General features: G+C 72.9%; 23 protein-coding genes. 8 read left to right on the top strand and 15 right to left on the bottom strand.

Features of this window, described 5'->3' with window-relative positions; all coding sequences use genetic code 11:
* The first annotated feature begins 40 nt into the window (after positions 1-40).
* Positions 41-679, top strand: coding sequence for a TetR family transcriptional regulator (locus tag AB0D67_RS06235; protein ID WP_362930511.1), 639 nt, complete (start codon positions 41-43; stop codon positions 677-679).
* Here the strand turns inward: AB0D67_RS06235 and AB0D67_RS06230 are convergent.
* Together AB0D67_RS06230 and AB0D67_RS06225 are read right to left on the bottom strand one after the other, a co-directional pair.
* Positions 676-1,254: a YqgE/AlgH family protein gene (locus AB0D67_RS06230; protein ID WP_362930509.1), complete on the bottom strand. Its 579-nt coding sequence runs from the start codon at positions 1,252-1,254 to the stop codon at positions 676-678. The genes AB0D67_RS06235 and AB0D67_RS06230 overlap by 4 nt on opposite strands.
* A gap of 37 nt (positions 1,255-1,291) precedes the next feature.
* A complete protein-coding gene (locus tag AB0D67_RS06225; protein ID WP_362930507.1) occupies positions 1,292-2,287 on the bottom strand; it encodes a helix-turn-helix domain-containing protein in 996 nt (331 codons plus the stop codon).
* 73 nt (positions 2,288-2,360) lie between these two features.
* On the opposite strand from AB0D67_RS06225, the gene AB0D67_RS06220 reads away from it, so the two are divergent.
* Positions 2,361-3,305, top strand: a complete 945-nt coding sequence (locus tag AB0D67_RS06220) for an NADP-dependent oxidoreductase (protein ID WP_362930785.1) — start codon at positions 2,361-2,363, stop codon at positions 3,303-3,305.
* A 96-nt stretch (positions 3,306-3,401) separates the two neighbouring features.
* On the opposite strand, the gene AB0D67_RS06215 is transcribed toward AB0D67_RS06220, so the two are convergent.
* The 5 genes from AB0D67_RS06215 to AB0D67_RS06195 form a co-directional block, all read right to left on the bottom strand.
* On the bottom strand, positions 3,402-4,814 hold the full coding sequence (locus AB0D67_RS06215; RefSeq protein ID WP_362930783.1) for an NAD-dependent malic enzyme: 1,413 nt from the start codon (positions 4,812-4,814) through the stop codon (positions 3,402-3,404).
* Positions 4,815-4,897: 83 nt separating this feature from the next.
* A complete protein-coding gene (locus AB0D67_RS06210; RefSeq protein WP_362930505.1) occupies positions 4,898-5,527 on the bottom strand; it encodes a cytidylate kinase-like family protein in 630 nt (209 codons plus the stop codon).
* An 82-nt stretch (positions 5,528-5,609) separates the two neighbouring features.
* Positions 5,610-6,551 (bottom strand): tetratricopeptide repeat protein, encoded by a 942-nt coding sequence (locus AB0D67_RS06205; RefSeq protein ID WP_362930503.1) that lies wholly within the window; start codon positions 6,549-6,551, stop codon positions 5,610-5,612.
* A gap of 104 nt (positions 6,552-6,655) precedes the next feature.
* The gene (locus AB0D67_RS06200) at positions 6,656-8,323 is read right to left on the bottom strand and encodes a methylmalonyl-CoA mutase family protein (RefSeq protein WP_362930501.1); all 1,668 of its coding nucleotides are present in this window, start codon (positions 8,321-8,323) and stop codon (positions 6,656-6,658) included.
* A 271-nt stretch (positions 8,324-8,594) separates the two neighbouring features.
* Positions 8,595-9,128, bottom strand: coding sequence for a MarR family transcriptional regulator (locus AB0D67_RS06195; RefSeq protein WP_362930499.1), 534 nt, complete (start codon positions 9,126-9,128; stop codon positions 8,595-8,597).
* 340 nt (positions 9,129-9,468) lie between these two features.
* On the opposite strand from AB0D67_RS06195, the gene AB0D67_RS06190 reads away from it, so the two are divergent.
* Both AB0D67_RS06190 and AB0D67_RS06185 read left to right on the top strand, forming a co-directional pair.
* On the top strand, positions 9,469-10,866 hold the full coding sequence (locus tag AB0D67_RS06190; protein WP_362930497.1) for a hypothetical protein: 1,398 nt from the start codon (positions 9,469-9,471) through the stop codon (positions 10,864-10,866).
* Between the two features lie 179 nt (positions 10,867-11,045).
* Positions 11,046-11,720: a DUF4230 domain-containing protein gene (locus AB0D67_RS06185; protein ID WP_362930495.1), complete on the top strand. Its 675-nt coding sequence runs from the start codon at positions 11,046-11,048 to the stop codon at positions 11,718-11,720.
* Positions 11,721-11,795: 75 nt separating this feature from the next.
* Here AB0D67_RS06185 and meaB read toward each other — a convergent pair whose 3' ends face one another.
* Both meaB and AB0D67_RS06175 read right to left on the bottom strand, forming a co-directional pair.
* Positions 11,796-12,776, bottom strand: coding sequence for a methylmalonyl Co-A mutase-associated GTPase MeaB (gene meaB / locus AB0D67_RS06180; RefSeq protein ID WP_362930493.1), 981 nt, complete (start codon positions 12,774-12,776; stop codon positions 11,796-11,798).
* Between the two features lies 1 nt (position 12,777).
* On the bottom strand, positions 12,778-13,965 hold the full coding sequence (locus tag AB0D67_RS06175; protein ID WP_362930491.1) for an acetyl-CoA C-acetyltransferase: 1,188 nt from the start codon (positions 13,963-13,965) through the stop codon (positions 12,778-12,780).
* Positions 13,966-14,049: 84 nt separating this feature from the next.
* On the opposite strand from AB0D67_RS06175, the gene mce reads away from it, so the two are divergent.
* Positions 14,050-14,496 (top strand): methylmalonyl-CoA epimerase, encoded by a 447-nt coding sequence (gene mce / locus AB0D67_RS06170; protein ID WP_362930781.1) that lies wholly within the window; start codon positions 14,050-14,052, stop codon positions 14,494-14,496.
* Positions 14,497-14,981: 485 nt separating this feature from the next.
* Positions 14,982-16,277: a DivIVA domain-containing protein gene (locus AB0D67_RS06165; RefSeq protein WP_362930489.1), complete on the top strand. Its 1,296-nt coding sequence runs from the start codon at positions 14,982-14,984 to the stop codon at positions 16,275-16,277.
* Positions 16,278-16,532: 255 nt separating this feature from the next.
* Here AB0D67_RS06165 and AB0D67_RS06160 read toward each other — a convergent pair whose 3' ends face one another.
* The 4 genes from AB0D67_RS06160 to AB0D67_RS06145 form a co-directional block, all read right to left on the bottom strand.
* Positions 16,533-17,324 (bottom strand): alpha/beta fold hydrolase, encoded by a 792-nt coding sequence (locus AB0D67_RS06160; RefSeq protein ID WP_362930487.1) that lies wholly within the window; start codon positions 17,322-17,324, stop codon positions 16,533-16,535.
* A 149-nt stretch (positions 17,325-17,473) separates the two neighbouring features.
* Positions 17,474-18,187 (bottom strand): alpha/beta hydrolase, encoded by a 714-nt coding sequence (locus tag AB0D67_RS06155; protein ID WP_362930485.1) that lies wholly within the window; start codon positions 18,185-18,187, stop codon positions 17,474-17,476.
* 124 nt (positions 18,188-18,311) lie between these two features.
* Positions 18,312-18,656 carry an ATP/GTP-binding protein gene (locus AB0D67_RS06150; RefSeq protein ID WP_362930483.1) on the bottom strand — a complete coding sequence of 115 codons (345 nt, stop codon included), beginning with the start codon at positions 18,654-18,656 and terminating at the stop codon, positions 18,312-18,314.
* Complete coding sequence (locus AB0D67_RS06145; RefSeq protein WP_362930481.1) at positions 18,653-18,835, bottom strand: hypothetical protein; 183 nt, start codon at positions 18,833-18,835, stop codon at positions 18,653-18,655. The genes AB0D67_RS06150 and AB0D67_RS06145 overlap by 4 nt, the downstream gene beginning before the upstream one ends.
* 130 nt (positions 18,836-18,965) lie before the next feature.
* Here AB0D67_RS06145 and nucS point away from each other — a divergent pair, with 130 nt between their 5' ends.
* Complete coding sequence (gene nucS / locus AB0D67_RS06140; protein WP_362930479.1) at positions 18,966-19,625, top strand: endonuclease NucS; 660 nt, start codon at positions 18,966-18,968, stop codon at positions 19,623-19,625.
* 309 nt (positions 19,626-19,934) lie between these two features.
* Positions 19,935-20,525, top strand: a complete 591-nt coding sequence (locus tag AB0D67_RS06135; RefSeq protein ID WP_362930477.1) for a TetR/AcrR family transcriptional regulator — start codon at positions 19,935-19,937, stop codon at positions 20,523-20,525.
* Between the two features lie 99 nt (positions 20,526-20,624).
* On the opposite strand, the gene AB0D67_RS06130 is transcribed toward AB0D67_RS06135, so the two are convergent.
* Together AB0D67_RS06130 and AB0D67_RS06125 are read right to left on the bottom strand one after the other, a co-directional pair.
* Complete coding sequence (locus AB0D67_RS06130; RefSeq protein ID WP_362930475.1) at positions 20,625-20,942, bottom strand: STAS domain-containing protein; 318 nt, start codon at positions 20,940-20,942, stop codon at positions 20,625-20,627.
* 343 nt (positions 20,943-21,285) lie between these two features.
* Positions 21,286-24,483, bottom strand: coding sequence for a S41 family peptidase (locus AB0D67_RS06125; protein WP_362930473.1), 3,198 nt, complete (start codon positions 24,481-24,483; stop codon positions 21,286-21,288).
* Positions 24,484-24,490: the final 7 nt, after the last annotated feature.

Here is a 24,490-nt window from a genome sequence, read left to right as displayed (position 1 = left end):
TGGCACACTGTGAACACCACGTTTCGAAGAGGTGACAGAGATGAGCCGCCCCGGCCTGCGTGAACGCAAGAAACAGAGGACGCGGCAGGCGCTGGTCGACGCAGCCCTCGACCTGTTCGCCGAGCAGGGCTACGACACCACGACGGTCGACCAGATCGCCGCCGCGGTCGACGTCTCCCCCCGCACCTTCTTCCGCTACTTCGCGACCAAGGAGGACGTCGCACTCTCTCTGGACGCCGACGCACACGAGATCCTGCTCGCCGAGCTGGCCGCCAGGCCCGCGGAGGAGTCCCCGTTCAACGCACTGGGCCGCGCGATGCACGCGATGATCACGCTGATGGAGCAGTCCGACATCGCCGACCGGAGCAGGTTCCTCAAGGCGCGTGAGCTGATCGAGAGCACCCCGGCGCTCTTCGCCGGCGGTGTGCGCATGATGATGCAGAACGAGCGGATGCTGGCCGCCGAGATCGCCCGGCGCGAGGGCAAGGACCCCGGCGACCTGCTCCCCCACTTCGTCGTCTCGCTGTTCACCTCCGCCGTCCGGATCGGCCTGGAGGCGTGCGGGCCGGGTGAGCTCAACGACCTCGCCGACCTGACCCGCCACGTGGAGCGGATGCTCAGGCTGGCCGAGCGCTCGCTGCGCCCCGGCTGGGACCGCCCCGCGCCCGGCGAGGGCTAGTTCATGGAGGGGTCGTCGGGGCAGGTCGCGACGTAGGCCAGCTCGCCCGGCTGGCGGCGCAGCACCGCCCGCCACAGCGAGCCGGGGTCGGGGTAGAACGTGTCGCCGGGTTCGGCGTCCACGACGTACCAGGCGCCCTCCCCGATCTCGGTCTCCAGCTGCCCGGCGGTCCACCCGGAGTATCCCGCGAAGATCCGCATCTGGGCGATCTCACCGGCGAGGATCTCCGGCGGGGCGTCGAGGTCGACCGTGCCCAGCCGCGACACCGCCGGGGTGCCGGCGTGCAGCCTCCGCCAGCCGAGCGGCTCCTGCCCGCTCGGGACCGCGGCCAGCGCCAGGGCGCTGTCGGTCTGCACGGGACCGCCCTGGAACAGCACGGGCGGCCCGGTGACCATCGTGTCCCAGGTCGGCAGCACCTGCGTCACCGAGATGTCGCTGGGCCGGTTGAGCACCACGCCCAGGGTGCCGCCCTCGGCGTCGTGCTCCAGGATCAGGACGACGCTGCGCCGGAAGTTGGGGTCGTCGAGTTGCGGCGCGGCCACCAGCAGCCCACCGACGTAGATCGCTTCCGCCATACATCCATGATGAGGGGTACGGCCCGCTTCGCGCCGCTCACCCCGGCTCCGGATTCCCGGAAAAGCACTCGGTGCTCACCGCGACGGCGGCCTCCCGCCGGAATGTGCGCCGGTAGGCGACGGGTGAGACGCCGATCCCCGCCGCGAAGTGCCGCCGGAGCGAGGCGGCCGTGCCGAACCCCGATCGCGTCGCCACCCGGTCCACCGGCAGGTCCCCTGCCTCCAGCAAGGTACGGGCGAGATCGAGACGCTGCTGCAGGAGCCACCGTCCAGGACTGGTCCCGGTCTCCGCGCGGAACCGGCGGGTGAAGGTGCGAAGGCTCATCCGTGCGTGATCGGCCAGCGTGACCAGTGACAGCGGTTCACCCAGGTGCCGCATCGCCCACTCACGGGTGGCGGCGACAGAGGCATCGGAGGACGTGGGCAGCGGACGCTCGACGTACTGCGCCTGCCCGCCGTCACGCCAGGGTGGCACCACACACCGGCGGGCCACCTGGTTGGCCAGGTCACTGCCGTGGTCACGGCGGAGCATGTGCAGGCACAGATCCAGCCCGGCGGCCGCACCGGCGCTGGTCAGTACGTCGCCGTCGTCGACGAACAACACGCCGGGGTCGAGCCTCACCCGGGGATAGTGCCGCCGGAAGTGCGCCGCGTGCCGCCAGTGCGTGGTGGCCGGCCGTCCGTCCAGCAATCCCGCCGCGGCCAGCACATAGGTGGCGATGCAGATCGTCACGAGCCGGCTGCCGGGGCGGATCGTGCCGAGCGCGATCGCCAGCGGCTCGGGCAGCGCGTGCGGCCCGGTGAACGCGGCGTGCGCCTCCGACCCCGGAACGACCACGGTGTCGGCCTCGGCCAGCACGCTCGCGTCGTGCGCGACCACAACCGAGTAGTCCGCGCCGGTCGCGACCGGCGCACCGTCCAGGCTGCAGGTGATCACCTCGTACAGTCCCTCGGCGGTGCCGAAGATCCGGGCGGCCAGGCTGAGCTCGAACGGGACCACCCCGTCGAGAGCGAGGACGGCGACGCGATGCATGGCCCGATTCTTGCGCATGCTGGCATGCGGGCCGCTGGCGGAGGCGCCCGGCCCCGGCGAGGCTGAGCCCATGATGCGTGCGATCACGCCCCTGAGCTGGGGCCGTCCCGAGGTTCTCACCGAGGTCGAGCTTCCCCGGCCGGATCCGCTGCCCACCGAGGTGCTGGTGCGGGTTCACGCGGCCGGGGTGAACCCCATCGACTGGAAGTCACGGGCCACCGGCGGGTTCGTACCCTGGGGCGACCCACCCGTCCTCGGCTACGACGTCTCCGGAGTCGTCGAAGAGGTGGGGCTCGGCGTGCGGATCCTCGCACCGGGCGATGAGGTGTTCGGCTTCCTGTGCTTCCCCCGTCAGGCGGGCGCCTACGCCGAATACGTCACCGCACCGGCCCGGCACTTCGCTCGCAAGCCGGCGAACGTGAGCCACGTGGAGGCGGCCGCCGTCCCACTGGCGGCGCTCACCGCCTGGCAGGCGCTGGTGGACACCGCCGGTGTCCACCCCGGGCAGCGCGTGCTGGTCCACGCGGCGGCGGGCGGCGTCGGCCACTTCGCGGTGCAGTTGGCCAAGCATCTGGGCGCGCATGTCATCGGCACGGCGCGGACGGCCAAACACGGTTTCCTGCGCGACCTGGGCGCCGACGAGGTGATCGACTACACCGCGGTCGACTTCGTCACCGCCGTGGATCAGGTGGACGTCGTCATCGACGCGGTGGGCGGTGCGTACGGCGCGCGCTCGCTGCGGGTGCTGAGCGAGGGTGGCGTGCTGGTATCGCTGCCGCATGGAGGGGACGATCTGGTTCCGCAGGCACGAGAGCTGGGAATCCGCGCGGGATTCATGCTGGTCGAGCCCGACCACGATGGCATGCGCAGGATCGCCGTACTGCTGGAGAGCGGTGAACTGCGCGTGCGCGTGGAGACGGTGCTCCCCCTCTCCCGGGCGGCCGAGGCGCACCGGCTGGGCGAGTCGGGCCGTACCACCGGGAAGATCGTCCTGTCGGTGGCGGATCGGACGGGGTGACCGTGGGCCCCACCGGCGCCGGGCCCCGGATGGTGGGGCCGGGGACCGGCGATCCCGGGTCCCACCGCCCGGAGGCCCTCGGCGGGGACCTCTCCGTCAGGCCTCGGTCATGCCGCTGCGTGCCCGGCCGCCCGCCGACTCGCGCACGGCCGCCGCGACGGCGCCGGCCACGTCGGCGTGGAAGACGCTGGGGATGATGTAGTTCGGGCCCAGCTCCTCGTCGGTGACGACGGCGGCGAGCGCCTTGGCCGCCGCGAGCAGCATCTCCTCGCTGACGATGTTGGCCTGGGCGTCGAGCAGGCCGCGGAAGACTCCGGGGAAGGCCAGCACGTTGTTGATCTGGTTCGGGTAGTCGGAGCGGCCGGTGGCGACCACGGCGGCGTGCTCGCGGGCGTCGTCCGGGGAGACCTCGGGCTCGGGGTTGGCCAGCGCGAACACCACCGCGTCGTCGGCCATCGTGGCGATGTCGTCGCCGCTGAGGATGCCCGGGGCGGAGACGCCGATGAACACGTCCGCGCCCTTGATCGCGCCGCGCAGGTCGCCCGCGTAGCCCTCGGCGTTGGTGTGGTCGGCGATCCACCGCAGCGTGTCGTCCAGGTCGTCCCGGCCGCCGTGCACCGCGCCGAGGTAGTCGCAGACGATCATGTTGCGCGCGCCCGCGGCCATCAGCAGGCGCAGCACCGCCGTACCCGCGGCGCCGGCGCCGGCGAGGGTGATGCGGACCTGGCCCAGCTCCTTGCCGACCACGCGCAGCGCGTTGGTGAGCGCGGCCAGCACGCAGATCGCGGTGCCGTGCTGGTCGTCGTGGAAGACCGGGATGTCCAGCAGCTCGCGCAGCCGCCGCTCCACCTCGAAGCAGCGCGGCGCGGAGATGTCCTCCAGGTTGATGCCGCCGAAGCCGGGGGCGATACAGCGGACGATCTCGACGATTTTGTCAACGTCCTGGGTGTCCAGGCAGATCGGCCAGGCGTCGATGTCGGCGAACCGCTTGAACAGCGCGGCCTTGCCCTCCATGACGGGCAGCGCGGCGGCCGGGCCGATGTTGCCCAGGCCCAGCACGGCCGAGCCGTCGGTGACGACGGCGACGCTGTTGCGCTTGATGGTGAGGCGGCGGGCGTCCTCGGGGTTGCGGGCGATGGCCATCGAGACCCGGGCGACGCCGGGGGTGTAGGCCATGGACAGCTCGTCGCGGTTGCGCAGCGGCACCTTCGACTTCATCTCGATCTTGCCGCCGAGATGCATGAGGAAGGTGCGGTCCGAGACCTTGTGGATGACGACGCCCTCGACCCCGCCGAGGTTGTCGACGATCGCCTGCGCGTGCTCGGTGTCCCTCGCGGCACAGGTCACGTCGATGCGCAAGGTCTCGTGGCCCGCCGTGGTCACGTCGAGCGCGGTGACCACACCCCCGGCGGACTCTACCGCGTGGGTGAGCTGGCTGACGGCCTTGCCGCCGGCCGGCACCTCCAGGCGCACGGTGATGGAGTATGAAACGCTCGGCACGGTGGCCACAGTCAATCCGCTCCTTTGCGACTGACTTGCTTCAAGGATGCATCCATCGTGCCATCACCTGACGGGTGGACGGGCCAGCCCGGTCAGCTCAGCGCCGTCGAAGCGGTCACAATGACCTCCACGCACGTGTCGACCGGGACGGTCGTGCTGTCGAGCACGAGGTGGTACAGCGTCGCCGACGCCGGGTCCGCGCGGTAGAAATGGCGGACGTAGGCGGTCCGCGCCCGGTCGGCGTCGCGCACGAGTCTACGCGCCTCCTCCTCGGGGACGCCGGTCAGCGTCGCGGTCTGGACGACCCTGCGCGCCACCGGGGCGTCCAGCCGCACATGCAGCGCGCCGGGGTGGTCGGCCAGGACGATCGCCGCGGCGCGGCCGAGGAACACCCCGCCGCGCTCGCGCGCCGTCCGCCTGATCACCCGCTCGGTGTGGGCGACGAAGTCCTCCGGGAGCGGCGGCGTCGCCCCCAGGAGACAGACGTCGAGGCCGCCGAAGGTGACGGCCGGGAGCCGCATGACCCCCGACAGCAGCATGGACAGCCCGTGCTCGGCCCGGTCGTCGCGGGCCAGCGCCTCCTCCAGCGTGCAGCCGAGCACCTCGGCCACCTCGCCGGGGATCGCCCGGTCCACGAAGGGCACGCCCAGGCGTCCGGCCACCGCCGGACCGATCACGCTTCCGGCGGTGCCGTACGTCGCGGAGATGGTGACGACCCGCATGCCCGTTCAATGCCCCGTGGGAGCGCGTTCAGCATTCTCCGGGCCCGCCGCTTCGGACGGTTCCCGGAAGAGGGCGCCGGTCTCAGAAGAGGGCGTTGGCGAGGTTGCGGCGGGCCCGGGCGATGGACGGATCCTCGGCGGGCAGCGTGTCGAACAGCCCGAGCAGGTGCACCCGGGCCCGGTCGCGCTCCTCGCCCGAGGTACGGCGCACCACCGCGACGAGCCGGTCGAAGGCGGCGTCCACCTCGCCGGAGAGCATCTCGAAGTCGGCGGCCAGCAGCTGGGCCTCGATATCGGCGGGGTCGGCCAGGCGACGCTGCACGTCGGCGGGGTCGGCGTCCTGGGTCCGGCGGATCAGGCCGAGCCCGGCCAGCCCCAGCTTGGCGTCCACGTCGTTCGGGGAGCGGGCCAGCAGCCGCTCGTAGGCGGCCACGGCGCCTTCGAGGTCGCCGGCGTCGATGGCCTGCTCGGCGGCGATGATCTCCGGCTCGGCCTGCGGCTCCGGGGCGGCCTGGCCCTCCTCCCCCGCCTCGGTGCCCTCGGCGGGCGGCTGGAGGTACTGGGCCAGGGCCTCCATGAGCTGCGACAGCCAGTCACGGAGCTGTTCCTCGGTGGCGATGCCGGGGGCGACCGCCACCGGCTGCCCCTGGAAGATCGCGTATACGGCGGGGACGTTCTGCACCCGCAGGGCCTGCGCGATCTGCGGGCTGGTCTCCACGTCCACCCGGGCGAGGGTCCACCGGCCGGCGTTCTCGGCGGCCAGCTTCTCCAGCAGCAGGCTGTACTCCCTGGCCTGCTCGGCACGGGTCACCGTGAGCTCCAGCAGCACGAGGCTGTTCATGGAGCGTTCGACGACCTCCGTCGCGAAGGTGGCGTCATCGGCGTGGATCACCTGCGCCGCGGTCCCGCCGCCCTCCCGCGCGACGGCCTCGCGCTTGACCTGCGCCTCCATTGCCTGCTTGCGCGCGCCGAGATCCACGGCGCCGTACAGCGATCCGGGTCGTTTGAAGTCCGCTGGGCTCATGACTCCAATCCTGCCGTATCCCGCAGGCCGCGCAGAATCGCCACCCTGGTTCCCGCCTCCCGCCGGGCCCGCTCCACGACGGGCCCGGCGGGGGACGGCGGCTCTCAGAAGCGGGCGGGCTCGCTGTAGACGCCCCACACCCCGCGCAGGGCGTCGCAGATCTCACCCAGCGTGGCCTCGGCGCGGACCGCCTCCAGCATCGGCGGGATGAGGTTGCCCTCGCCCGTGGCGATCCGCGTCATCTCGGCCAGCGCCGCGTCGACGGCCCTCTGGTCGCGGGCGGCGCGGCGGCCGGCGAGGACGCGGTTCTGCTCGCGCTCGACCTCGTGGCTGACCCGCAGGATCTCCAGCGGCTCCTCGACGGAGGAGGTGTGGCAGTTGACCCCCACGATCCGCTTGTCGCCCTTCTCCAGCTTGCGCTGGTAGTCGAAGGCGGCCTCGGCGATCTCGGACATGAACCAGCCGTCCTCGATGCCGCGCAGGATGCCGGAGGTCATCGTCCCGTCGGAGCCCATGTCGCGGATCCTCTGGAAGATCGCCTCGGCCTCGGCCTCGATCCGGTCGGTGAGCGCCTCGACGTACCACGAGCCGCCGAGGGGGTCGGCGACGTTGACGACCTCGGTCTCCTCCATGATCACCTGCTGGGTGCGCAGGGCGATCTCGGCGGCCTTCTCCGAGGGCAGCGCGAGGACCTCGTCCAGGGCGTTGGTGTGCAGCGAGTTCGTGCCGCCGAGCACCGCCGCGAGCGCCTCGACGGCGGTGCGCACCACGTTGTTGTACGGCTGCTGCGCGGTCAGGGAGACCCCGGCCGTCTGGGTGTGGAAGCGCAGCCACTGCGCCTTGTCCGTCTTCGCGCCGTAGACGTCGCGCATCCAGCGCGCCCAGATCCGGCGCGCCGCCCGGAACTTGGCGATCTCCTCGAAGAAGTCGATGTGCGCGTCGAAGAAGAAGGACAGGCCGGGCCCGAAGACGTCGACGTCCAGGCCCCGCGACAGGCCGAGCTCGACGTAGCCGAACCCGTCGGCCAGGGTGAAGGCCAGCTCCTGCGCGGCCGTGGAGCCGGCCTCGCGGATGTGGTAGCCGGACACGCTGAGCGGCTTGTAGGCCGGGATCTCGGCGGCGCAGTACTCCATCAGGTCGCCGATCAGCCGCAGGTGCGGCTCGGGGGCGAACAGCCACTCCTTCTGGGCGATGTACTCCTTGAAGATGTCGGTCTGCAGCGTGCCGTTCAGCCTGCCGACCGGCACGCCCTGCCGCTCGGCGGCGACGACGTACATGCAGAAGATCGGCACGGCCGGGCCGCTGATCGTCATCGAGGTGGTGATGTCGCCGAGCGGGATGCCGTCGAAGAGCAGGTCCATGTCGAGCGCGGAGTCGATCGCGACGCCGCAGTGGCCCACCTCGCCGAGCGAGCGCGGGTCGTCGGAGTCGCGGCCCATCAGCGTCGGCATGTCGAAGGCGACGCTCAGCCCGCCGCCGCCCGCGGCGAGGATCATCTTGTAGCGCTCGTTGGTCTGCCGGGCGTTGCCGAACCCGGCGAACTGCCGGATGGTCCAGGTCTTGCCGCGGTAGCCGGTGGCGTGCAGGCCGCGGGTGAAGGGGTACTCCCCCGGCCAGCCGATGCGCTCCATCCGCGGGTCGTCGCCCTGGGGCCCGTAGACGGGCTCCACCTCCAGCCCCGACAGGGTCCGGAACTCCGTCGGCCGCCTGGCCGTCCGGTAGAACCGCGCCTGCCAGCGCGCCCGCCCTGCCTCGATCTCCTCGGCGTTCATGCCAACTCCCTTGTACGGCTCGCGGCTCGTGTGCGGCTTGTGGCCTCGTGGCTCGTGGCCTCGTGGAGGACGCCGGCGGGCCGCCCGCTCGTGACGGGTGAGGCCCGGGACATCCCCCTAGGAGAGATACTAGGACGTCCTAATAATTTCTGGTCAAGGCGCGAGGAAGAACACGGCGAGCCGGCGCGCGGGAGGATCGGAGCCGCCACGGGAAGCGCGGGGAGGCCGGGGACCGTCACGGGGAGCCGGGAGACGTACGGCCCGCCGGGGCTCAGTCCGCGAAGTCGCCGGCCGCCACCCGCAGCGTGCGGAGCAGGCCGAACATCTCCTCCAGCTCGGCCTCGCCGTACATGGTCATGGCGAAGTCGGCGGCCATCAGGTCGGCGGTGGCCGCCTCGACGGCCTTCCGTCCCCCGCCGGTGATCTCGGCCAGCACCCCCCGGCCGTCGCGCGGGTTGGGCATGCGCCGGACCAGCCCGGCGCGCTCCAGCCGGTCGACGGTGTTGGTCACGCTCGTGGGGTGGACCATCAGGCGCTCGCCGATCTTCGACAGCGGCAGCGACCCGGTCCTGCTGAAGGTCAGCAGGACCAGCGCCTCGTAGCGGGCGAAGGTCAAGTCATGCGGTTTGAGTAGCGTGTCCAGTTGCGAGAGCAGGATCTGGTGCGCTCTCATGATCGATGTGACGGCGGCCATGGCCGAGGACGGCCCGAAGTGAACGCGCCACGTCCGGGCGGCTCGCTCGATGGGGTCGAACGGCAGATTCAGCTGACCTGTAGCCACAGGGCTACGGTAGCGCGCGCTCATCCCGGTTCGCCCGTATACGTAGAGTCACAAGCTTGACCGCTTCACCAAGAACCCGGGCACCAAACGTCACGCTCAGTTATGGTTCCCACATCGAATGGTGAGGGCGCGGCCAAAGCCGCGTCGCCTCAGTCCGGCTGCGGGGGATGCACGCCGGACCGGTTGCCGAGGGGACCGGCCACCGCACATTCACAGCACGGGGGGTGCTTGATGAACGACGATCCGATGGCGCTCGTGCGCCACGCGAGCTCATGGCCGGCCGACGCGGCGTGGATGCGTTCCACGCACGCCGGTGCGTGAGCACAGGGGCGTTTCACGCGAAGAACTCCAGCAGAGCGCGTTGGTGGCTGCCGCCGTCCTGCTCGTGCTGGGGCTGGCCGCGGCGTGGAGCGTCCTCATACCCGGCGTCGGAGCCTGGGAGAACACCGTGGTCGCCATGATCGGCTCGCTCCGCCTGACGGGGCCGGTGTCCGCGGCGTTCGCCGCCTGGGTGGCGGTGCGCAGGCGGCGCGAGAGCGGCCGGTGGCTGCCGACCACCTGGCGCGCGGTGCGCACGCCGCTGGCGGTGGCGGCGGTGCCGGCCGTGGCGTTCGCCGCGACGGCGCTAGTGCTGGCCGTCCGGACGATCCTCGGCGAGCAGTCCGGGCGGCTGCCGCCCAGCGGCCTGTTCATGGGGATGGCCGGCTTGGCACTGTACGTCACCGTCGGCTGGGTGATCGGGTGGCTGCTGCCCTGGACGATCACCCCGGTGATCGCCGGGCTCGGCTGCTACGGCCTGTTCACCTGGCTCGCCCAGAGCGGGACCTGGGCCGACCGGCTCGCCCCGGCCACACGCGAGCCGTACGACCCCTTCCAGGGGCTGAGCACGTCGGCATTCGCCGACCAGACGTTCTGGCTGCTGGGCATCAGCGCCGTGCTGCTGCTCGGCTGGGCCGCGGTCGTGACGCGCCGGTCGCTCGCGCTGGCCGGCGCGCTGCTCGCCGTGCTCGCCGCGGCGGCGGGGATGGCTCGGCTGCTCAACGAGCCGCGGACGGTCACCGCGCAGCGGGTGGTCTACAGCTGCGAGGAGTGGCCGATCATGGTCTGCGTGCATCCGGGGATGCGCGACGGACTGCCCGAGCTGGGCTCGGCGTTCGTCAGGATCGCCTCCCGGCTGGCCGGGACGCCCGGGGAGTTCTCCCGGCTGGAGCAGCGTCCTCGGCGCGAGGACGCCCCGCTGCCGCCGGGCTCGGTGCCGATCCACGTGGACGACCTGTCCAGCGGGTTCGCCGACCAGGCGGCCGCCGAGTTCGTCGAGGGCCTGGCCCCCCGCTGCGCCGGCACCACCGCCCAGGGGTACCGCGACATCGTGGTCGCGTGGCTGGCGGGGCGGCCGCTGCCCGGCGGGCCGCTGGCCGAGCACCAGTACGCCGCCGCGTGGTTCGCGGGTCTCACCGACACCCAGCGGCGCGACTGGCTGCGGACGCACTACGACCGGTTCGCCGGGTGCCGGCTGCAGAGCGGCGACTTCGGCGGGCAGGTACCGCAGGTCGCGCAGCCGGCCGCGCCGCTTCCGGCGGGCGGGTATCCGGGAGCCGGGGGCCTCGGGGCCGGAGGGACGGGGACCGGGGGCACGGCGCCCGCCGGGCCGGCGCCCCAGGCGTCCGCCCTCTACGGGACGCCGGGCGGCGCGCCCACCGCGGCGGGCGCTCCGCCCCTCCCCCGGACGGCCCCGGCCGGCCGGACCGCGCCGGACCGCTGAGGCCCGCCGGACCGTTTCCGGACCGTTTCCGGATCACTGCCGGACCACCGGGCCGCCAGACGGCTCCCGCCCCGGTCTCCCGTTCCGATTCACCGGGATGGCCTGCCGGGACGGCCTTTCCGGGGGCACGGCCGGGCCGGCGGGCGTGAGAAGGACCCCGTGGGGGGAAGGAGATCGTCGTGAACGCTTCTCCACAGGCACCCCCCGGGGCGTCCCCGCCGCGTCGCCGACGCGGCCTGCGCTTCCTCGCCGGGGTCGTCGTCACGCTCGCCATCGTCGCCGGAGCCGCCTGGCTGGTCTGGACGCGGCTGAATCCGTTCGGCGAGACCTCGATCGACCGCAGCCAGCCCGCGCTGCTGCAGTCGATCCACAACCTCAGCCGTTTCGAGGCGGCCACCGGCAACTTCCAGGTCATCGTCGACCTGGAGAAGGACGCCGCGTTCCTGCCCGACGCCGTCAAGGGCACCCGGACCCTCTTCGTGGGCGCCGGCGGCGTCGACGCCTACGTCGACTTCGGCGGCCTGTCCTCCGGCGCGCTGACCGTGTCGCCCGACCGCAGGGAGGTGACGGTGAAGCTGCCGCACGCGCAGCTCGAGAAGCCCAACCTCGACAACCGGCGGTCCTACGTCTACGCCCAGCAGCGCGGCCTGTTCGACCGGGTCCAGGACTTCCTGTCGTCCTCCCCGGGCGACCAGCGCGAGCTCTACCAGCTGGCCGAGAAGAAGATCGCCGATGCCGCGCAGGCCAGCGACCTGCGCGACCGGGCCGACCAGAACACCAGGGCCATGCTCCAGGGCATGCTGGGCGGCCTGGGCTTCAAGAAGGTCACCGTCACGCTGGACGGCCGGCCGTAGGCTCCGCCCGCCGGTCCCGGACCGGCGGGCCGTACGGCGGGCACGAGCCGCGCGGGCCGTACGGCGGGCACGGGGTCAGCCGGCGGCGTCCAGCAGCTCGTCGGCGGCGGTGTAGGGGTCGAGACCGCCCGACACGACGCGCCCGGCGAGCGCGTCGAGCCGCCGGTCGCCGTGCAGGTGGGCGAAGCGGGCGCGGAGCGTCGCGACCGCGATGGCCTCGATCTCGTCGCGGGCCCTGACGTGGCGCCTGCGGTCGAGCTCGCCCGACTCCTCCAGGTACGCCAGGTGCTCGTCGAGGGCGGCGACGACGTCCTCGGCGCCCTCGCCCCGGGAGGCCACAGTCGTCACGATCGGCGGTCGCCAAGGCCCCTCGATCTGGGAGGTCATGGTGCGCAGCTCGCGCACGACCGCCTGGGCGCCGTCGCGGTCGGCCTTGTTCACCACGAACACGTCGGCGACCTCCAGGATGCCCGCCTTGGCGGCCTGGACGCCGTCGCCCATGCCCGGGGCGAGCAGCACGACGGTCGTGTCGGCCAGCGAGGCGATGTCCACCTCGGCCTGTCCGACCCCGACGGTCTCGACGAGGACGACCTCGCACCCGGCGGCGTCCAGGACCCGCAGCGCCTGCGGCGTCGCCCACGACAGGCCGCCCAGGTGGCCCCGGCTGGCCATCGACCGGATGAAGACCTCCGGGTCGGTGGCGTGGTCCTGCATGCGCACCCGGTCGCCGAGCAGCGCCCCGCCGGTGAACGGCGAGGACGGGTCCACGGCGAGGACCCCGACCCGCCTGCCGAGCTTGCGGAACGCCTGGACCAGCATCGCGGTCGAGGTGGACTTGCCCACGCCCGGGGAGCCGGTCAGCCCGATGACGCGGGCCCGGGGCGGCCGGGCCGCGCAGAGCTCGGCGGTGACCTCCCGGAGCAGCGGCGAGCCGTTCTCCACGAGGGAGATCAGCCGCGCGACCGCACGGGGACGGCCCTGCCGCGCCTGCGCGACCAGTTCGGAGACCTCCGCGGGCAGCGGGTCGCGCCGCGCCGCGGGGCTGGACGTCTCCACGTCAGGCCGACGGGACACGGATGATCAGGGCGTCGCCCTGGCCGCCGCCGCCGCACAGGCCGGCCGCGCCGGTCCCGCCGCCCCGGCGCTTCAGCTCGTGGGCGAGGGTCAGGACGATGCGGGCGCCGGACGCGCCGATCGGGTGGCCGATGGCGATGCCGCCGCCGTTGACGTTGACCTTCTCCAGCGGGACGTCGAGCTCCTTGACCGACTGGAGGACGACCTGGGCGAACGCCTCGTTGATCTCCAGCAGGTCGAGGTCGCCGGCGGTGATGCCCTCCTTGGCGAGGGCGTGCTTGATGGCGTTGGCCGGCTGCGACTGCAGCGAGTTGTCCGGACCCGCGACGTTGCCGTGCGCGCCGATCTCGGCGAGCCAGTCGAGGCCCAGCTCCTCGGCCTTGGCCTTCGACATCACGACGACCGCGCAGGCGCCGTCGGAGATCTGCGAGGCGGAGCCGGCGGTGATGGTGCCGTCCGGGACGAACGACGGGCGCAGCCGCGACAGGACATCGACGGTGGTGTCACCGCGCACGCCCTCGTCGGCGGAGAACAGGACCGGGTCGCCCTTGCGCTGCGGGACCGGCACCGGGACGATCTCGTCGTCGAGCGCGCCGTTCTTGATCGCGGCGGCGGCGAGCTGGTGGGAGCGGGCGGAGTAGGCGTCCTGCTCCTCGCGGGTCAGGCCCAGGCGGACGTTGTGCCGCTCGGTGGACTCGCCCATCGCGATCTGGTCGTAGGCGTCGGTCAGGCCGTCGTAGGCCATCGAGTCGACGACGGTGGCGTCGCCGTACTTGACGCCCCGGCGCAGGCCGCGCATCAGGTGCGGGGCGTTCGACATCGACTCCATGCCGCCGGCGACCACGATGTCGAACTCGCCGGCCCTGATGAGCTGGTCGGCCAGGGCGATGGCATCCAGGCCGGACAGGCAGACCTTGTTGATGGTCAGCGACGGCACGGTCATCGGGATCCCGGCCAGGACGGCCGCCTGGCGGGAGGGGATCTGCCCCGCCCCGGCCTGCAGGACCTGACCCATGATCACGTACTGCACGGTCTCGGGGGCGACGCCGGCGCGCTCCAGCGCGGCCTTGATGGCTATGCCGCCGAGCTCGGCGGCGGTGAGGCCGGACAGCGAGCCGAGCAGCCGTCCGATGGGGGTGCGAGCTCCGGCGACGATGACGGAACCAGACATGAGCAGGGGCCTCCTGGCGAGTCTTCGAACGACTTTGCCACCATACCCATGAGTACCGAACCGATCGCCATGGAGGCCGTCCATATGTTCATGCGCATCGACCATGTGGGGATCGCCTGCCACGACCTGGAGGAGAAGATCGCGTTCTTCGAGCGCACCTTCGACCTCAGGGTGGTCGCTCGCGAGACCAACGAGGAACAGGGCGTCAAGGAGGCGCTGCTGCACATCGCCGACGGCGAGGGCGGCGGCTCCTACATCCAGCTCCTGGAGCCCCTCGGCCCCGACACCCCGGTCGGGAAGTTCCTCGCCAGGCGCGGGGAGGGGGTGCACCACGTGGCGTTCGGGGTGCCGGACGTGGCGGAGGCGATGCGGGAGATCGGCGGCAGGGGCGTCCGGGTGCTGGACGCCGAGCCCCGGCACGGCACGCTGGGGTCGTCGATCGCCTTCCTCCACCCCAAGGACATGGGCGGGGTGCTGACCGAGCTGGTTCAGGCCCCCGGCACCGGCGACACGTCGTCCCACGAACGCTGACGGCCCGGCCGCCGGGCGCCGACGGCCCCGCCGGACGTTGACGGCCCCGCCGGACGTTGACGGCCCCGCCGGACGTTGACGGCCCCGCCGGGCACAGCCGGCGTGACGGCCGGGCACGGGTGCCCGTGTCCGGCGGACGCGGGCGGCGTGATACCCGGGAGCGATCGGGATGACGGCCGGAAGCGGTCAACGCGGCGGCCGGAAGCGGTCAATGTGTCCGGTCAACGCGCCCGCCGGTCGCCGCCGGCGCGCCCGGCCACGTGGCGGCCGGATGCGGTCAACGCGGCTGCCAGGTGCCGCGTCACATGCAGGAAAGGTTCATACGTAACAAGTCACGCAGAAAGTCAGAGGGGACCGCCAACGCGGCAACTCCAGAGTACGCTGGCCTATCACCGGACGTGGGTCCCGCCACGGATCCCAGCTCGGGTGTCCGAATCCTTCGTCCGCCCCGTGTAGCCGTCTCGACAACCCAGGATCGAGCCTCCATGCAGTCCGACATCGACGCCCAGCTCAACAATTTCTTTGAAGACTCCCCCGCTCGGGAATTCGACGTGGTGCTCCGTGGCTATGACCGGCACCAGGTCCATGATCATCTCAAGCAGGTCGACGCCGAGCTGCGTCAGGCGAAGGAACAGGCGCAGAGCCTGCAGCGCGACCTGGCCGACTCCCAGCGCCAGCTGCAGGAGCAGGAGCGCCCCACCTACTCCGGCCTGGGCGCGCGGATCGAGCAGCTGCTCCGGCTCGCCGAGGAGCAGGCCACCGAGCTGGTCCAGGCCGCCCGGTCCGAGGCCAACGAGATCAGGGCCGCCGCCAAGGTCGATGCCGCCGACGCGCGCGCCGCCGCGGAGAACGAGGCGGCCGAGAAGCGGGCCCTGGCCACCCGCGAGGCCGACGAGATGCGCACCACCGCCGAGCGCGAGGCCGAGGAGATCCGCTCGACCGCCCGCCGCGAGGCCAACGAGCTGACCTCCACCACCGAGCGCGAGGTGGCCAAGCTGCGCGCCACCGCCGACCACGAGGTGGCCGAGAAGCGCGCCGACGCCGAGCGCGAGATCGACAAGCTGCGCACCACCACCGAGCGCGAGGTCGCCCAGCTGCGGGCCTCGACCAAGCGCGAGCGTGACGAGATCCTCACCACCGCCAAGCGCCAGGCCGACGAGATGCGCGCCCAGGCCCAGCGGGTCCTGGAGGAGTCGGAGGCCAAGCGGGCCCAGGACGAGGCCGAGTTCGAGATCCAGCTCGCCGCCCGGCGCGAGGAGGCCGAGCGCGTGGAGGCCGAGCGCCACGCCACCGCGCAGGCCCACACCCAGCAGATGGTCTCCAAGGCCGAGGAGCGCGCCGCCACCGCCGAGCAGCGGGCCACCAAGGCCACGCAGCAGGCCGAGCAGGCCCGCCGCGACGCCGACACCCACGCCAAGCAGCTGCTCGCCAACGCGCGCAAGAACGCCGACCAGCTCGTGGCCGAGGCGAAGACGAACGCCGAGACGATCGTCTCCGAGGCCAAGATCGAGGCCGAGCGGGGTCTCTCGGTCGCCCAGCGCCAGGTCGACGAGCTGACCCGGCAGCGCGACAGCATCACCAGCCACCTCGCGCAGCTTCGCCAGCTGCTCGGTGGCGCGCCGCTTCCGGCCGCCGACCCGGAGCCGGCGATCGCCCCGGCCCCGGTCAAGCCGGCCATCTCCGCTCCGGCCGAGACCCCGGCTCCGGCTTCGGCGCCGGCCCCGGCTCCCGCGCCCAAGGCCGAGACCAAGGACGACGACGCCGAGTGGTGGCAGGAGTAGGGGGCCGCTGATCGGGAGGCGTCGAGACGGCTGACCGGAGGAGCCCGGCGATCCGTGTGGATCGCCGGGCTTCTTTTCGTCTTCCCGGGCCCTCGCGGCGTCGTCCCCGAGCCCGCGCCCCGGATCCTCGCGTTCCGCCCGAACCCTGCCTCGGGGTCCTCGCGGCGTCCCGGAACCCCCGCCCCGGGTCCTCGCGTTCCGCCCGGCCCCCGGGCCGGCGCGTCCCGGGTCCCGCGTCCCCGGGCCGGTTCCCGCTCAGCCGCCGAGCGGCGCCCGCCCGGCCAGCTCTGCGACGAAGCCCGCCAGCGCGCGGTTGAACGCCTCCGGCTGCTCGACCGCGCTCAGGTGGCCGGCCTTCTCGATCACGGTCAGCCGCCCGTCGGGCACCGCCCCGGCCATCGCCTCGGCGTCGGCCCGCGGGGTGAGACCGTCCTCCTCCCCCACCAGCACCAGCGCGGGCACCTTGAGCGCGCGCAGGGTGTCGAAGGAGTCCGGGCGGGCCGCCATGGCCCGCTGGGCCCAGGCGACCGCCCGCGGCGGGGCCGACTGGACCAGCCCGCGCACCCTGCCGTACACCATCGCCCGGCGCTCGGCGGTGGTCCGTCCGACCAGCGGCGGGAGGACCTCCTCCAGCAGTACGGCCGGGCCGTCCTCGACCACGGCGGCGGCGATGCGCTCACGGTTGACCCGGGCCTGGTCGGGGTCGGCGCTCGCCTTGGTGTCGGCGAGGACGACCCCCAGCAGCCGGTCGGGGTGGCGGCGGCACAGGGCCATCGTCACGTAGCCGCCCATGGACAGCCCCCCGACGACGGCCCGGTCGACGCCTTCGCGGTCGAGCGTCCGCGCGACGTCGTCGGCCATCACGTCGAGGGACGGCTCCTCGTCCCCGAGCACCGAGCCGCCGAAGCCGCGCAGGTCGGGGGTGATGACCTTGCAGACCGCGGACAGGCCCTCGCGCTGGGCCAGCCACATGGCAGAGGACAGGGGGAACGCATGCAGCAGGACGACCGGAAGTCCTTCGCCCGCCGACCGGGTGTACAGATGCACAGATCCACGGTAGTCGCGCGTCCCGGTTCTGACATCCCTTGACGCGCGAAGCGGCATGGCCGGATCGGAGACGCCGGCCCGCGCCCCGGTCTTCCGGCGCATCGCGAGGCCGGCCGTCCGGCGGCCTCGCCGGATCGCGCCGGCCCGCGCTACGGTTCGGGGACCTCGGTGGGCAGGGGGTGCGCGGCCGGGTTGACCCGCCGGACGATCTCGTCGAGGACGATCCGCACGTACGGCTCGCCGACCCACAGGTGTTTGGCGCCGTCCACCCCGACCACCTCGGCCTGGGGCACCCGGGCGAAGCGCTCGCGGGCCTCGGCCGGTCGCAGGTAGTCGTCGAACTCGGGGACCAGCGCGGTCAGCGGCCGGCCGAACTCCGCCCAGCCGTCGAGGTCGGCGTCGGTGGCCCGGTGCAGCGGCGGGGAGAGCAGGATCGCCCCCTCCACCAGCGGGTCGCGACCCCACTTCAGCGCCAGTTCGGTGCCGAAGGACCAGCCCACCAGCCAGGCCCGGGGCAGGTCGTGGAACTCGGCGTACTCCAGCGCGGCGGCGACGTCGAGGCGCTCGTCCTCGCCGCCGCCGAAGGCCCCCTGGGAGGTGCCGCGGTCGGAGGTGGTGCCGCGCGTGTTGAACCGCAGCACGGCGAGGTCCGCCAGCGCGGGCAGCCGGTTGGCCGCCTTCTTGTAGATGTGGCTGTCCATCATGCCGCCGTGCGTGGGCAGCGGGTGCAGGCAGACCAGCGTGGCGGCCGGGGGCCGGTCCGCGGGCAGGGCCAGCTCGCCGACGAGCGTCAGCCCGTCGGCGGTGACCAGCTCGATCGGCTCCCTGCGCGCGGGCAGCACCGTGGAGGCCCGGATCTCCATGTGTTCCTCACTTCGTGACGTCGTGTCGTGGCCGGAGCAGCGGGGCACGGGACCGTACGGCCTCCGTCGGCCTCCGTCGGCCGCCCTGGGTGCGGGGACCGTACGGCCGCCTTTCAGTATCTGGTCAGTATCTGGTCCGACCCGGCCCCCGTCTGGTCCGGTGGCGCCAGCACGCGGTGTGCCAGTGCCTGCGCTCCTCCTCCCCGCCGGTCCAGGCGGGCCAGCTCACCAGGTGCGGCACGCCGGACCTGATCTCCTGGTCGCAGCCGGGGCAGCGGTAGGTCTTGTCCGTCCCGGCGCCGGTGACCCGCCGTACGTGCCAGTCGCCGTCCGGCCACTCCTCGACCTGGTCGACACCGGCGACGAACGTCCCCACGGGGCGGGAGGACGGCGGGCGGCCGGAGCCTCCGCGCCCGCCGCGGCCGTCGCGGGCGAAGGGATCCTTGCGGCGGGATCGGCGGGGGCTCATGGCAGGTCGCGGACGCTCCGCGCCGCGGCCGTGGCGGGGCGGCCGGGCGGCGGCACGGGGGCGGAGACCACGGGAACCGCGGAGACCGGGGAAACCACGGAGGTCACGGAGGTCACGGCGCCCGCGGCGCCCGTCGAGCCGGGGGCGGCCGCTCCGGTCCGGTCGAAGCTGCGCGTCATGCCGACCAGTCTCCCAGAGGTCCCCCGCTCTCCCCAAAACCACCCCAAATCCAGCTCAACGCCGGTGCGGGTCGCCGGATCCGCCGGCGTGGCCACCGGCACCGGTGTTCCGGCGGTAAGGTTGGCCCCCATGCGGCTGGTCATCGCGCGATGCAGCGTGGATTACGTGGGGAAGCTCACCGCTCATCTTCCGATGGCGCCGAGGCTCATCCTCATCAAGGCGGACGGCAGCGTGTCCGTGCACGCCGACGACAGGGCGTTCAAACCGCTCAACTGGATGAACCCGCCGTGCCGGCTCCGCGAGGAGGAGGGCACCTGGACGGTGACCCACGGCAAGAGCGGCGAGAAGCTCGTCCTCACCATGGAGGAGATCCTCCACGACTCCACCCATGAGTTGGGCGTCGATCCCGGCCTGATCAAGGATGGTGTCGAGGCCCACCTGCAGGAGCTGCTGGCCGAGCACATCACCACGCTCGGCGCGGGCTGGACGCTGGTCCGCCGCGAGTACATGACGGCGATCGGGCCGGTGGACATCCTGTGCCGCGACCACGAGGGCTCGACCGTGGCCGTGGAGCTCAAGCGCCGCGCGGGCATCGACGCGGTGGAGCAGCTGACGCGCTACCTGGAGCTGATGAACCGCGACCCGCTGCTCGCCCCCGTCTCCGGCATCCTGGCGGCCCAGGCCATCGCGCCGCAGGCCAGGACGCTCGCCGAGGACCGCGGCATCCGCTGCGTCACCCTCGACTACGACGCGCTGCGGGGCATCGAGCGCACCGACACGCTCTTCTGAAGCCTTCCCCGGTCCTCCGGATGCCCTCCGGGCCGCCTTTTCCGGAAATCCACATGGCCGTCCGAAATGAGAAATGTTCTCGCGTTTCCGCTCCGGCCTCCCCGAGCGCTTGACCGACCGGTCAGACTCCTAACCTTCTTACATGAAGACCGGAATACATGACGTTCTGACTCTTCCAGAAAAACGGATCTTGCACCCATAATGGTGGATTCTGGGGCCATGACTTTGGGGTGGAAGTGATAAAGCAATGCATTGTCAAGCTCACGACGACACCGGGAGCTTGACATGAATGGACGGCCCTATCGGGGAATGTCATCCGAGGAGCGACTGGCGGACCGCCGCGAGCGCCTGATGACCGCGGCGTACACGCTCTACTGCGATCTCGGATTCCCGGAGACGACGATCGAGCAGCTGTGCGCCGCCGCCCGCATTTCGAACCGCGCCTTCTACGAGTGCTTCTCCGGGCGCGACGAGCTGATGGAGGCCGTGCACGACCGGTGCGTGCAGGAGTCACTGGCGTCCGTGGCGAAGGCCGTCGCGCAGGCCCCCGACTCGCTGCTCGAAAGGATCAGGGCCGGCATCGGCGGATACATCGGCTTCGTCACCGAGGACAGGAGGCGGGCCCGCCTCATGCACCTGGAGGTACGGCGAGCCGCCGGCTGCCTCGCCAAAGCGCGTGAGCAGGCCCTGGCGGGCTTCTGCGAGGCTGTCGAGATCATCAGTCCCGATGACCCCGCCCTGGCGGGCCCGGCCGGACTGGACCGGCGGCTGCTGGCCATCGGGGTCATCGGGGCCATCCATGAGCTGCTCACCGAATGGGTGCTGGCCGACGACCCGCCCGAGGTGGACCACATGATCGACACCGCCGTGCACGTCTTCCACCGGGCCTTGGTGGTGTGAGGGGACCCACCGCCCGGTGGCCCGCCGGCGCCCGGGACCGTTTCCGGAGACCGGAGACCGGAGACCCGAGACCCGAGACCGGGGGTCAGGTGACCGGGGTCAGGCGACCGCGTCCACCGGGAGCTCGACGGTGAGCACCCGGTTGAGCCGGGTCACCGCCAGAACGCGCATGACCCTGGGCGGCACGCCGCGCAGGATGAGCCGGCGTCCGGCGGCCGCCGCGCGCCGGTGGGTGCCGACCAGCACTCCCAGGCCGGTGGCGTCGATCATCTCCAGCCCGGAGAGGTCGGCGATCAGGTCACCGTGCCCCGTGTCGACGGCTTCGTGCAGCCGCGGGCGCACCTCGGCGACGGTGCCCACGTCGAGACGGTTCCCGACGTCGACCACCTGTGCTTCGGGGTTTTCAGCGACGCGCATGCCTCCTCCTCGTGTCCGGCCGCCGGGGATGCGGCCGGACGAGAACCGTGGCGTGTGACCGTAGGGGCGGTCACACGGAGCGGCTCGATGACTACGTGATGTGAAAGACGATGGTCTGACCCCCCGCGATCCTTCCGCCTACCGAAAAAGCCTGCCCCGGCGGAGGGAAAAAATTCTGCCGGAGCCGGCCTTTTTCTCCGGAGGACCGGACGGGCCCGATCCCGTCGTCTCTCCCGGGGCTCCCGGACGGCCGTGGTCCCGCCGCCCGTCACCGGGTCCGGCGACGGGCGGCGGCCTCTCCGGAGAGACGGCGGACACGGCCTTTCGGTGACGCCGCCGCCCGCTACGGCCGCGGCGGCAGCACCGGGCGGCGGCGGGAGGGCCGGGTCGCCGGGTCGGGCGGGGTCACCGCCGGGCGCTCCCGCAGCGCGGCCAGTGCCAGCCGTACGGCCTCCTCCAGCTGGGTGTCGCGTCCGGCGGCCCAGTCGTCGGGGGTGATGTCCTTCTCGACGTCCGGCTCGACGCCGTGGTTCTCCACCCCCCAGCCGAGGTCCTCGAACCAGAAGGAGTACTTCGGCACGGTGAAGCGCGTCCCGTCGGCCAGGCGGTGGGCGTCCTCGATGCCGATCACCCCGCCCCAGGTGCGGGTGCCCACCACCGGCCCGAGCCGGTGGAACTTGAAGGCCGCGGTGACGATGTCGCCGTCGGACCCGGCGTCGCGGTCGGCGACCGCGACCAGCGGGCCGCGCGGCGCGTCCTGGGGGTAGGTCTGGGGCGTCATGCCGCGGGGGTTCCCCCAGGCGATGACGCGGCGGATCAGCTTCTCGATGACCAGCTCGGAGGTGTGGCCGCCCCGGTTGTTACGGACGTCCACGACCAGCGCCTCGCGGGCCATCTCCCGGTGCAGGTCGCGGTGGAACTGCGCCCAGCCCTCGGCGACCATGTCCGGGATGTGCAGGTAGCCGACCCGGCCCTCCCCCAGCTCGCGGACCCGCGCCCGCCGCCCGTTCACCCAGTCCTGGTAGCGCAGGCGCCGATCGTCGCCGAGCGGGGTGACGACCGCCTTGCGCCCGCCGTCCAGGGTCAGTTCGACCGGCTTGTCTGCCGCGCCGACCAGCAGCGGCGCCGGCCCGTCCGGCGGCACCGGGCGGCCGTCCACCGCCAGCAGCCCCTCCCCCGGGCGGACGGCCGCGCCGGGCGCGGCCAGCGGCGAGCGGGCGTGCACGTCCGACGACTCGCCCGGCAGCACCCGGTCCACCCGCCAGCGGCCGTCGGCGTCCCGGGACAGGTCCGCCCCCAGCAGGCCGACCCGGTCGCACGTCGGCTGCCCCCACGGGGCCGCCATGACGTAGGCGTGCGAGGCGCCGAGCTCGCCGGCGACCTCCCAGAGCAGGTCGGCGAAGTCGTCGGCGGTGGCGACGCGCTCCACCAGCGGCCGGTACTCCTCCAGCACGGCGTCCCACTCGACGTCCGCCATGTCCTCGACCCAGAAGTCGGCCCGCATCCGGCGGCCGAACTGGTCGTAGGCGAGCCGCCAGTGGGTGCGGGGATCGGCGGTGACCCGGATCCGCGACAGGTCCACGGTCACGTCGTCGTCGTTCTTGCCGCCGACCTTGTGGACGGTGAGCTCGCCGTCACAGGAGACGACGAGGTGGGTGCCGTCGCCGCTCACCCAGTAGTCGTCGAGCTCGTCGACGATCTCCTCGCACCTGCGCTTGACCAGGTCGTAGCGGTCCAGCGCGGGCTTGGGCGCGTCGGCCCCCACCTTCTCGCGGTCCTCGCCCAGTTCCCCGGTCAGCGTCTCGCGCAGCCAGACGAACCCGTCCTTGACCGCGCTGAGCGCCGAGTAGCGGCCCTCGGGGACCGGCACCTGCACGACCCGGCCGGCGATGCCCTCCAGGTCGACGGTGAGCGCGGGGGCGGCGGAGATGTCCTCGCCCTTGTCGTCGCCGTCGCCGTCGTCGTCCGAGGACCCGACGGGGCGCCCCTCGGCGCTGGGCGCGAACGGCGACGGGGTGGCCGCCGACAGCGGCACCAGGTAGGGGCGGTGGCCGAACGGGAAGGACATGTCGAAGGAGTGCGCGTCGTAGACCGGGTCGAAGCCGCGGCGCGACAGGAACACCAGGTGGCCGCCGGTGAAGGCCGGCGAGGTGTCCACGAACCGGCCGTCGGTGACGTCGGTGACCACCCGGTCCGCCAGCCGGGCCAGGCGGATCCTGCGCAACGGGTCGGCCTCGGGGTGCGACCAGGCCAGCCAGGCGGAGTCGGGCGAGAAGGCCAGCCCGTCGACCTGCCCTTCGGCCCGGGTCAGCTCGACGACCTCGCCGGAGGTGACGTCCACCAGCAGGAGCCGCCCGTCCCTGGCCGCCGCCGCGATCGTGTTCCCGTCGGGCGCGACGGCCAGGTCACCGACCTCGCCCAGCAGCCCCTCGGCGATCCTGCGGGTCTCCCCGCCGCCGACCGGCCCGATCTCCAGGCCCTGCCGGTGCCCGTCGTCGACGACCCACACCACCCGGTCCGCGCCCAGGAGGCGCGGCGTCCCTGCGGCCAGGCCGGAGCTGAGCTGCCGCGCCGGGCCGTCCCGGTGGGTGATCCAGTGCACGGTCCCCTGTACCTCGACGGCGCTGGCCCGGCCGGTCTCGTCCACCGCCAGGTCGTGCAGCCGCCGTTCGGCGTCCACCCGGTACGGCTGCGGCCCACGCGCCGGGGAGCCGAGCCTGACGTCGAGTTTCCGGGTCTCGGCGTCCAGGCCGTCCAGCAGGTGGAGGTCGCCGGCGTTCTGGTAGACGATCCGGGCGCCGTCGGTGGTGGCGTGCCGGGCGTAGAAGACGTCGTGGTCGGTGTGCCGGCGCAGGCCGGTGCCGTCCAGGGCGCAGGAGTAGAGGTTGCCGATCCCCTCGTGGTCGGACAGGAACACCAGGCGCCCGCCGACGAGCATCGGGTTGGCGAAGTGGCCGTCGAGGTCGGCCAGCAGCCGGGTGAACGACTCCTCGCCCGCCCGCCGTACCCACAGCCGGCCGGCGGTGCCGCCCCGGTAGCGCTTCCACGTGCCCGGGTCGCGGCCCAGGGCGCCGGTCAGCAGCGCCACCGCGCCCGCCGCCTCCCCCGCCTCCTCGCTCTCCCCGGCGATCGACAGGTCGGTGACCGGCCCGTACGGCAGCCGCTCGGGCAGGCCGTCACCGATGGCGTAGGCCCAGCTCCAGGCGGCGAACGGCTCCCCGGTCGCGCTGACCGCGAGGACCCGCCCGCCGGGCGTCCAGCCGCGGGTACGGGTCCGCATGTCCCCCCAGTAGGTCAGCCTCTCGGCCGAACCGGACTCCAGGTCCGCGAGGTACACCTCGGGGTCGCCGTCGCGGAAGCTCGTCCAGGCCACCTTCGTGGCGTCCGGGGAGAGGCGGGGATGCGCCGCGGGGGCCCGGTCGGAGGTCAGGCGCCAGGCGCGCCCGCCGTCCACGGGGGCGGCCCAGACGTCGTCGTCGGCGACGAACGTCAGCGTGTCACGGGAGAGGTGGGGAAATCGGAGGTAGAAACCAGAGCCCATTTACCCA

This window comes from Streptosporangium sp. NPDC048047, assembly GCF_040653115.1.
Taxonomy (GTDB): domain Bacteria; phylum Actinomycetota; class Actinomycetes; order Streptosporangiales; family Streptosporangiaceae; genus Streptosporangium.
The sequence above is the reverse complement of the archived record's forward strand: the minus strand, read 5'-3'. Positions and strand labels throughout refer to the sequence as shown.

What these genes read in the sequence shown, in the direction of transcription:
- AB0D67_RS06235 (WP_362930511.1), top strand. Translation starts at nt 41, where the DNA reads ATGAGCCGCCCCGGCCTGCGTGAACGCAAGAAACAGAGGACGCGGCAG.
- AB0D67_RS06230 (WP_362930509.1), bottom strand. Translation starts at nt 1,254, where the DNA reads ATGGCGGAAGCGATCTACGTCGGTGGGCTGCTGGTGGCCGCGCCGCAA.
- AB0D67_RS06225 (WP_362930507.1), bottom strand. Translation starts at nt 2,287, where the DNA reads ATGCATCGCGTCGCCGTCCTCGCTCTCGACGGGGTGGTCCCGTTCGAG.
- AB0D67_RS06220 (WP_362930785.1), top strand. Translation starts at nt 2,361, where the DNA reads ATGCGTGCGATCACGCCCCTGAGCTGGGGCCGTCCCGAGGTTCTCACC.
- AB0D67_RS06210 (WP_362930505.1), bottom strand. Translation starts at nt 5,527, where the DNA reads ATGCGGGTCGTCACCATCTCCGCGACGTACGGCACCGCCGGAAGCGTG.
- AB0D67_RS06205 (WP_362930503.1), bottom strand. Translation starts at nt 6,551, where the DNA reads ATGAGCCCAGCGGACTTCAAACGACCCGGATCGCTGTACGGCGCCGTG.
- AB0D67_RS06200 (WP_362930501.1), bottom strand. Translation starts at nt 8,323, where the DNA reads ATGAACGCCGAGGAGATCGAGGCAGGGCGGGCGCGCTGGCAGGCGCGG.
- AB0D67_RS06195 (WP_362930499.1), bottom strand. Translation starts at nt 9,128, where the DNA reads ATGAGCGCGCGCTACCGTAGCCCTGTGGCTACAGGTCAGCTGAATCTG.
- AB0D67_RS06175 (WP_362930491.1), bottom strand. Translation starts at nt 13,965, where the DNA reads ATGTCTGGTTCCGTCATCGTCGCCGGAGCTCGCACCCCCATCGGACGG.
- mce (WP_362930781.1), top strand. Translation starts at nt 14,050, where the DNA reads ATGTTCATGCGCATCGACCATGTGGGGATCGCCTGCCACGACCTGGAG.
- AB0D67_RS06165 (WP_362930489.1), top strand. Translation starts at nt 14,982, where the DNA reads ATGCAGTCCGACATCGACGCCCAGCTCAACAATTTCTTTGAAGACTCC.
- AB0D67_RS06155 (WP_362930485.1), bottom strand. Translation starts at nt 18,187, where the DNA reads ATGGAGATCCGGGCCTCCACGGTGCTGCCCGCGCGCAGGGAGCCGATC.
- AB0D67_RS06150 (WP_362930483.1), bottom strand. Translation starts at nt 18,656, where the DNA reads ATGAGCCCCCGCCGATCCCGCCGCAAGGATCCCTTCGCCCGCGACGGC.
- AB0D67_RS06145 (WP_362930481.1), bottom strand. Translation starts at nt 18,835, where the DNA reads ATGACGCGCAGCTTCGACCGGACCGGAGCGGCCGCCCCCGGCTCGACG.
- nucS (WP_362930479.1), top strand. Translation starts at nt 18,966, where the DNA reads ATGCGGCTGGTCATCGCGCGATGCAGCGTGGATTACGTGGGGAAGCTC.
- AB0D67_RS06135 (WP_362930477.1), top strand. Translation starts at nt 19,935, where the DNA reads ATGTCATCCGAGGAGCGACTGGCGGACCGCCGCGAGCGCCTGATGACC.
- AB0D67_RS06130 (WP_362930475.1), bottom strand. Translation starts at nt 20,942, where the DNA reads ATGCGCGTCGCTGAAAACCCCGAAGCACAGGTGGTCGACGTCGGGAAC.
- AB0D67_RS06125 (WP_362930473.1), bottom strand. Translation starts at nt 24,483, where the DNA reads ATGGGCTCTGGTTTCTACCTCCGATTTCCCCACCTCTCCCGTGACACG.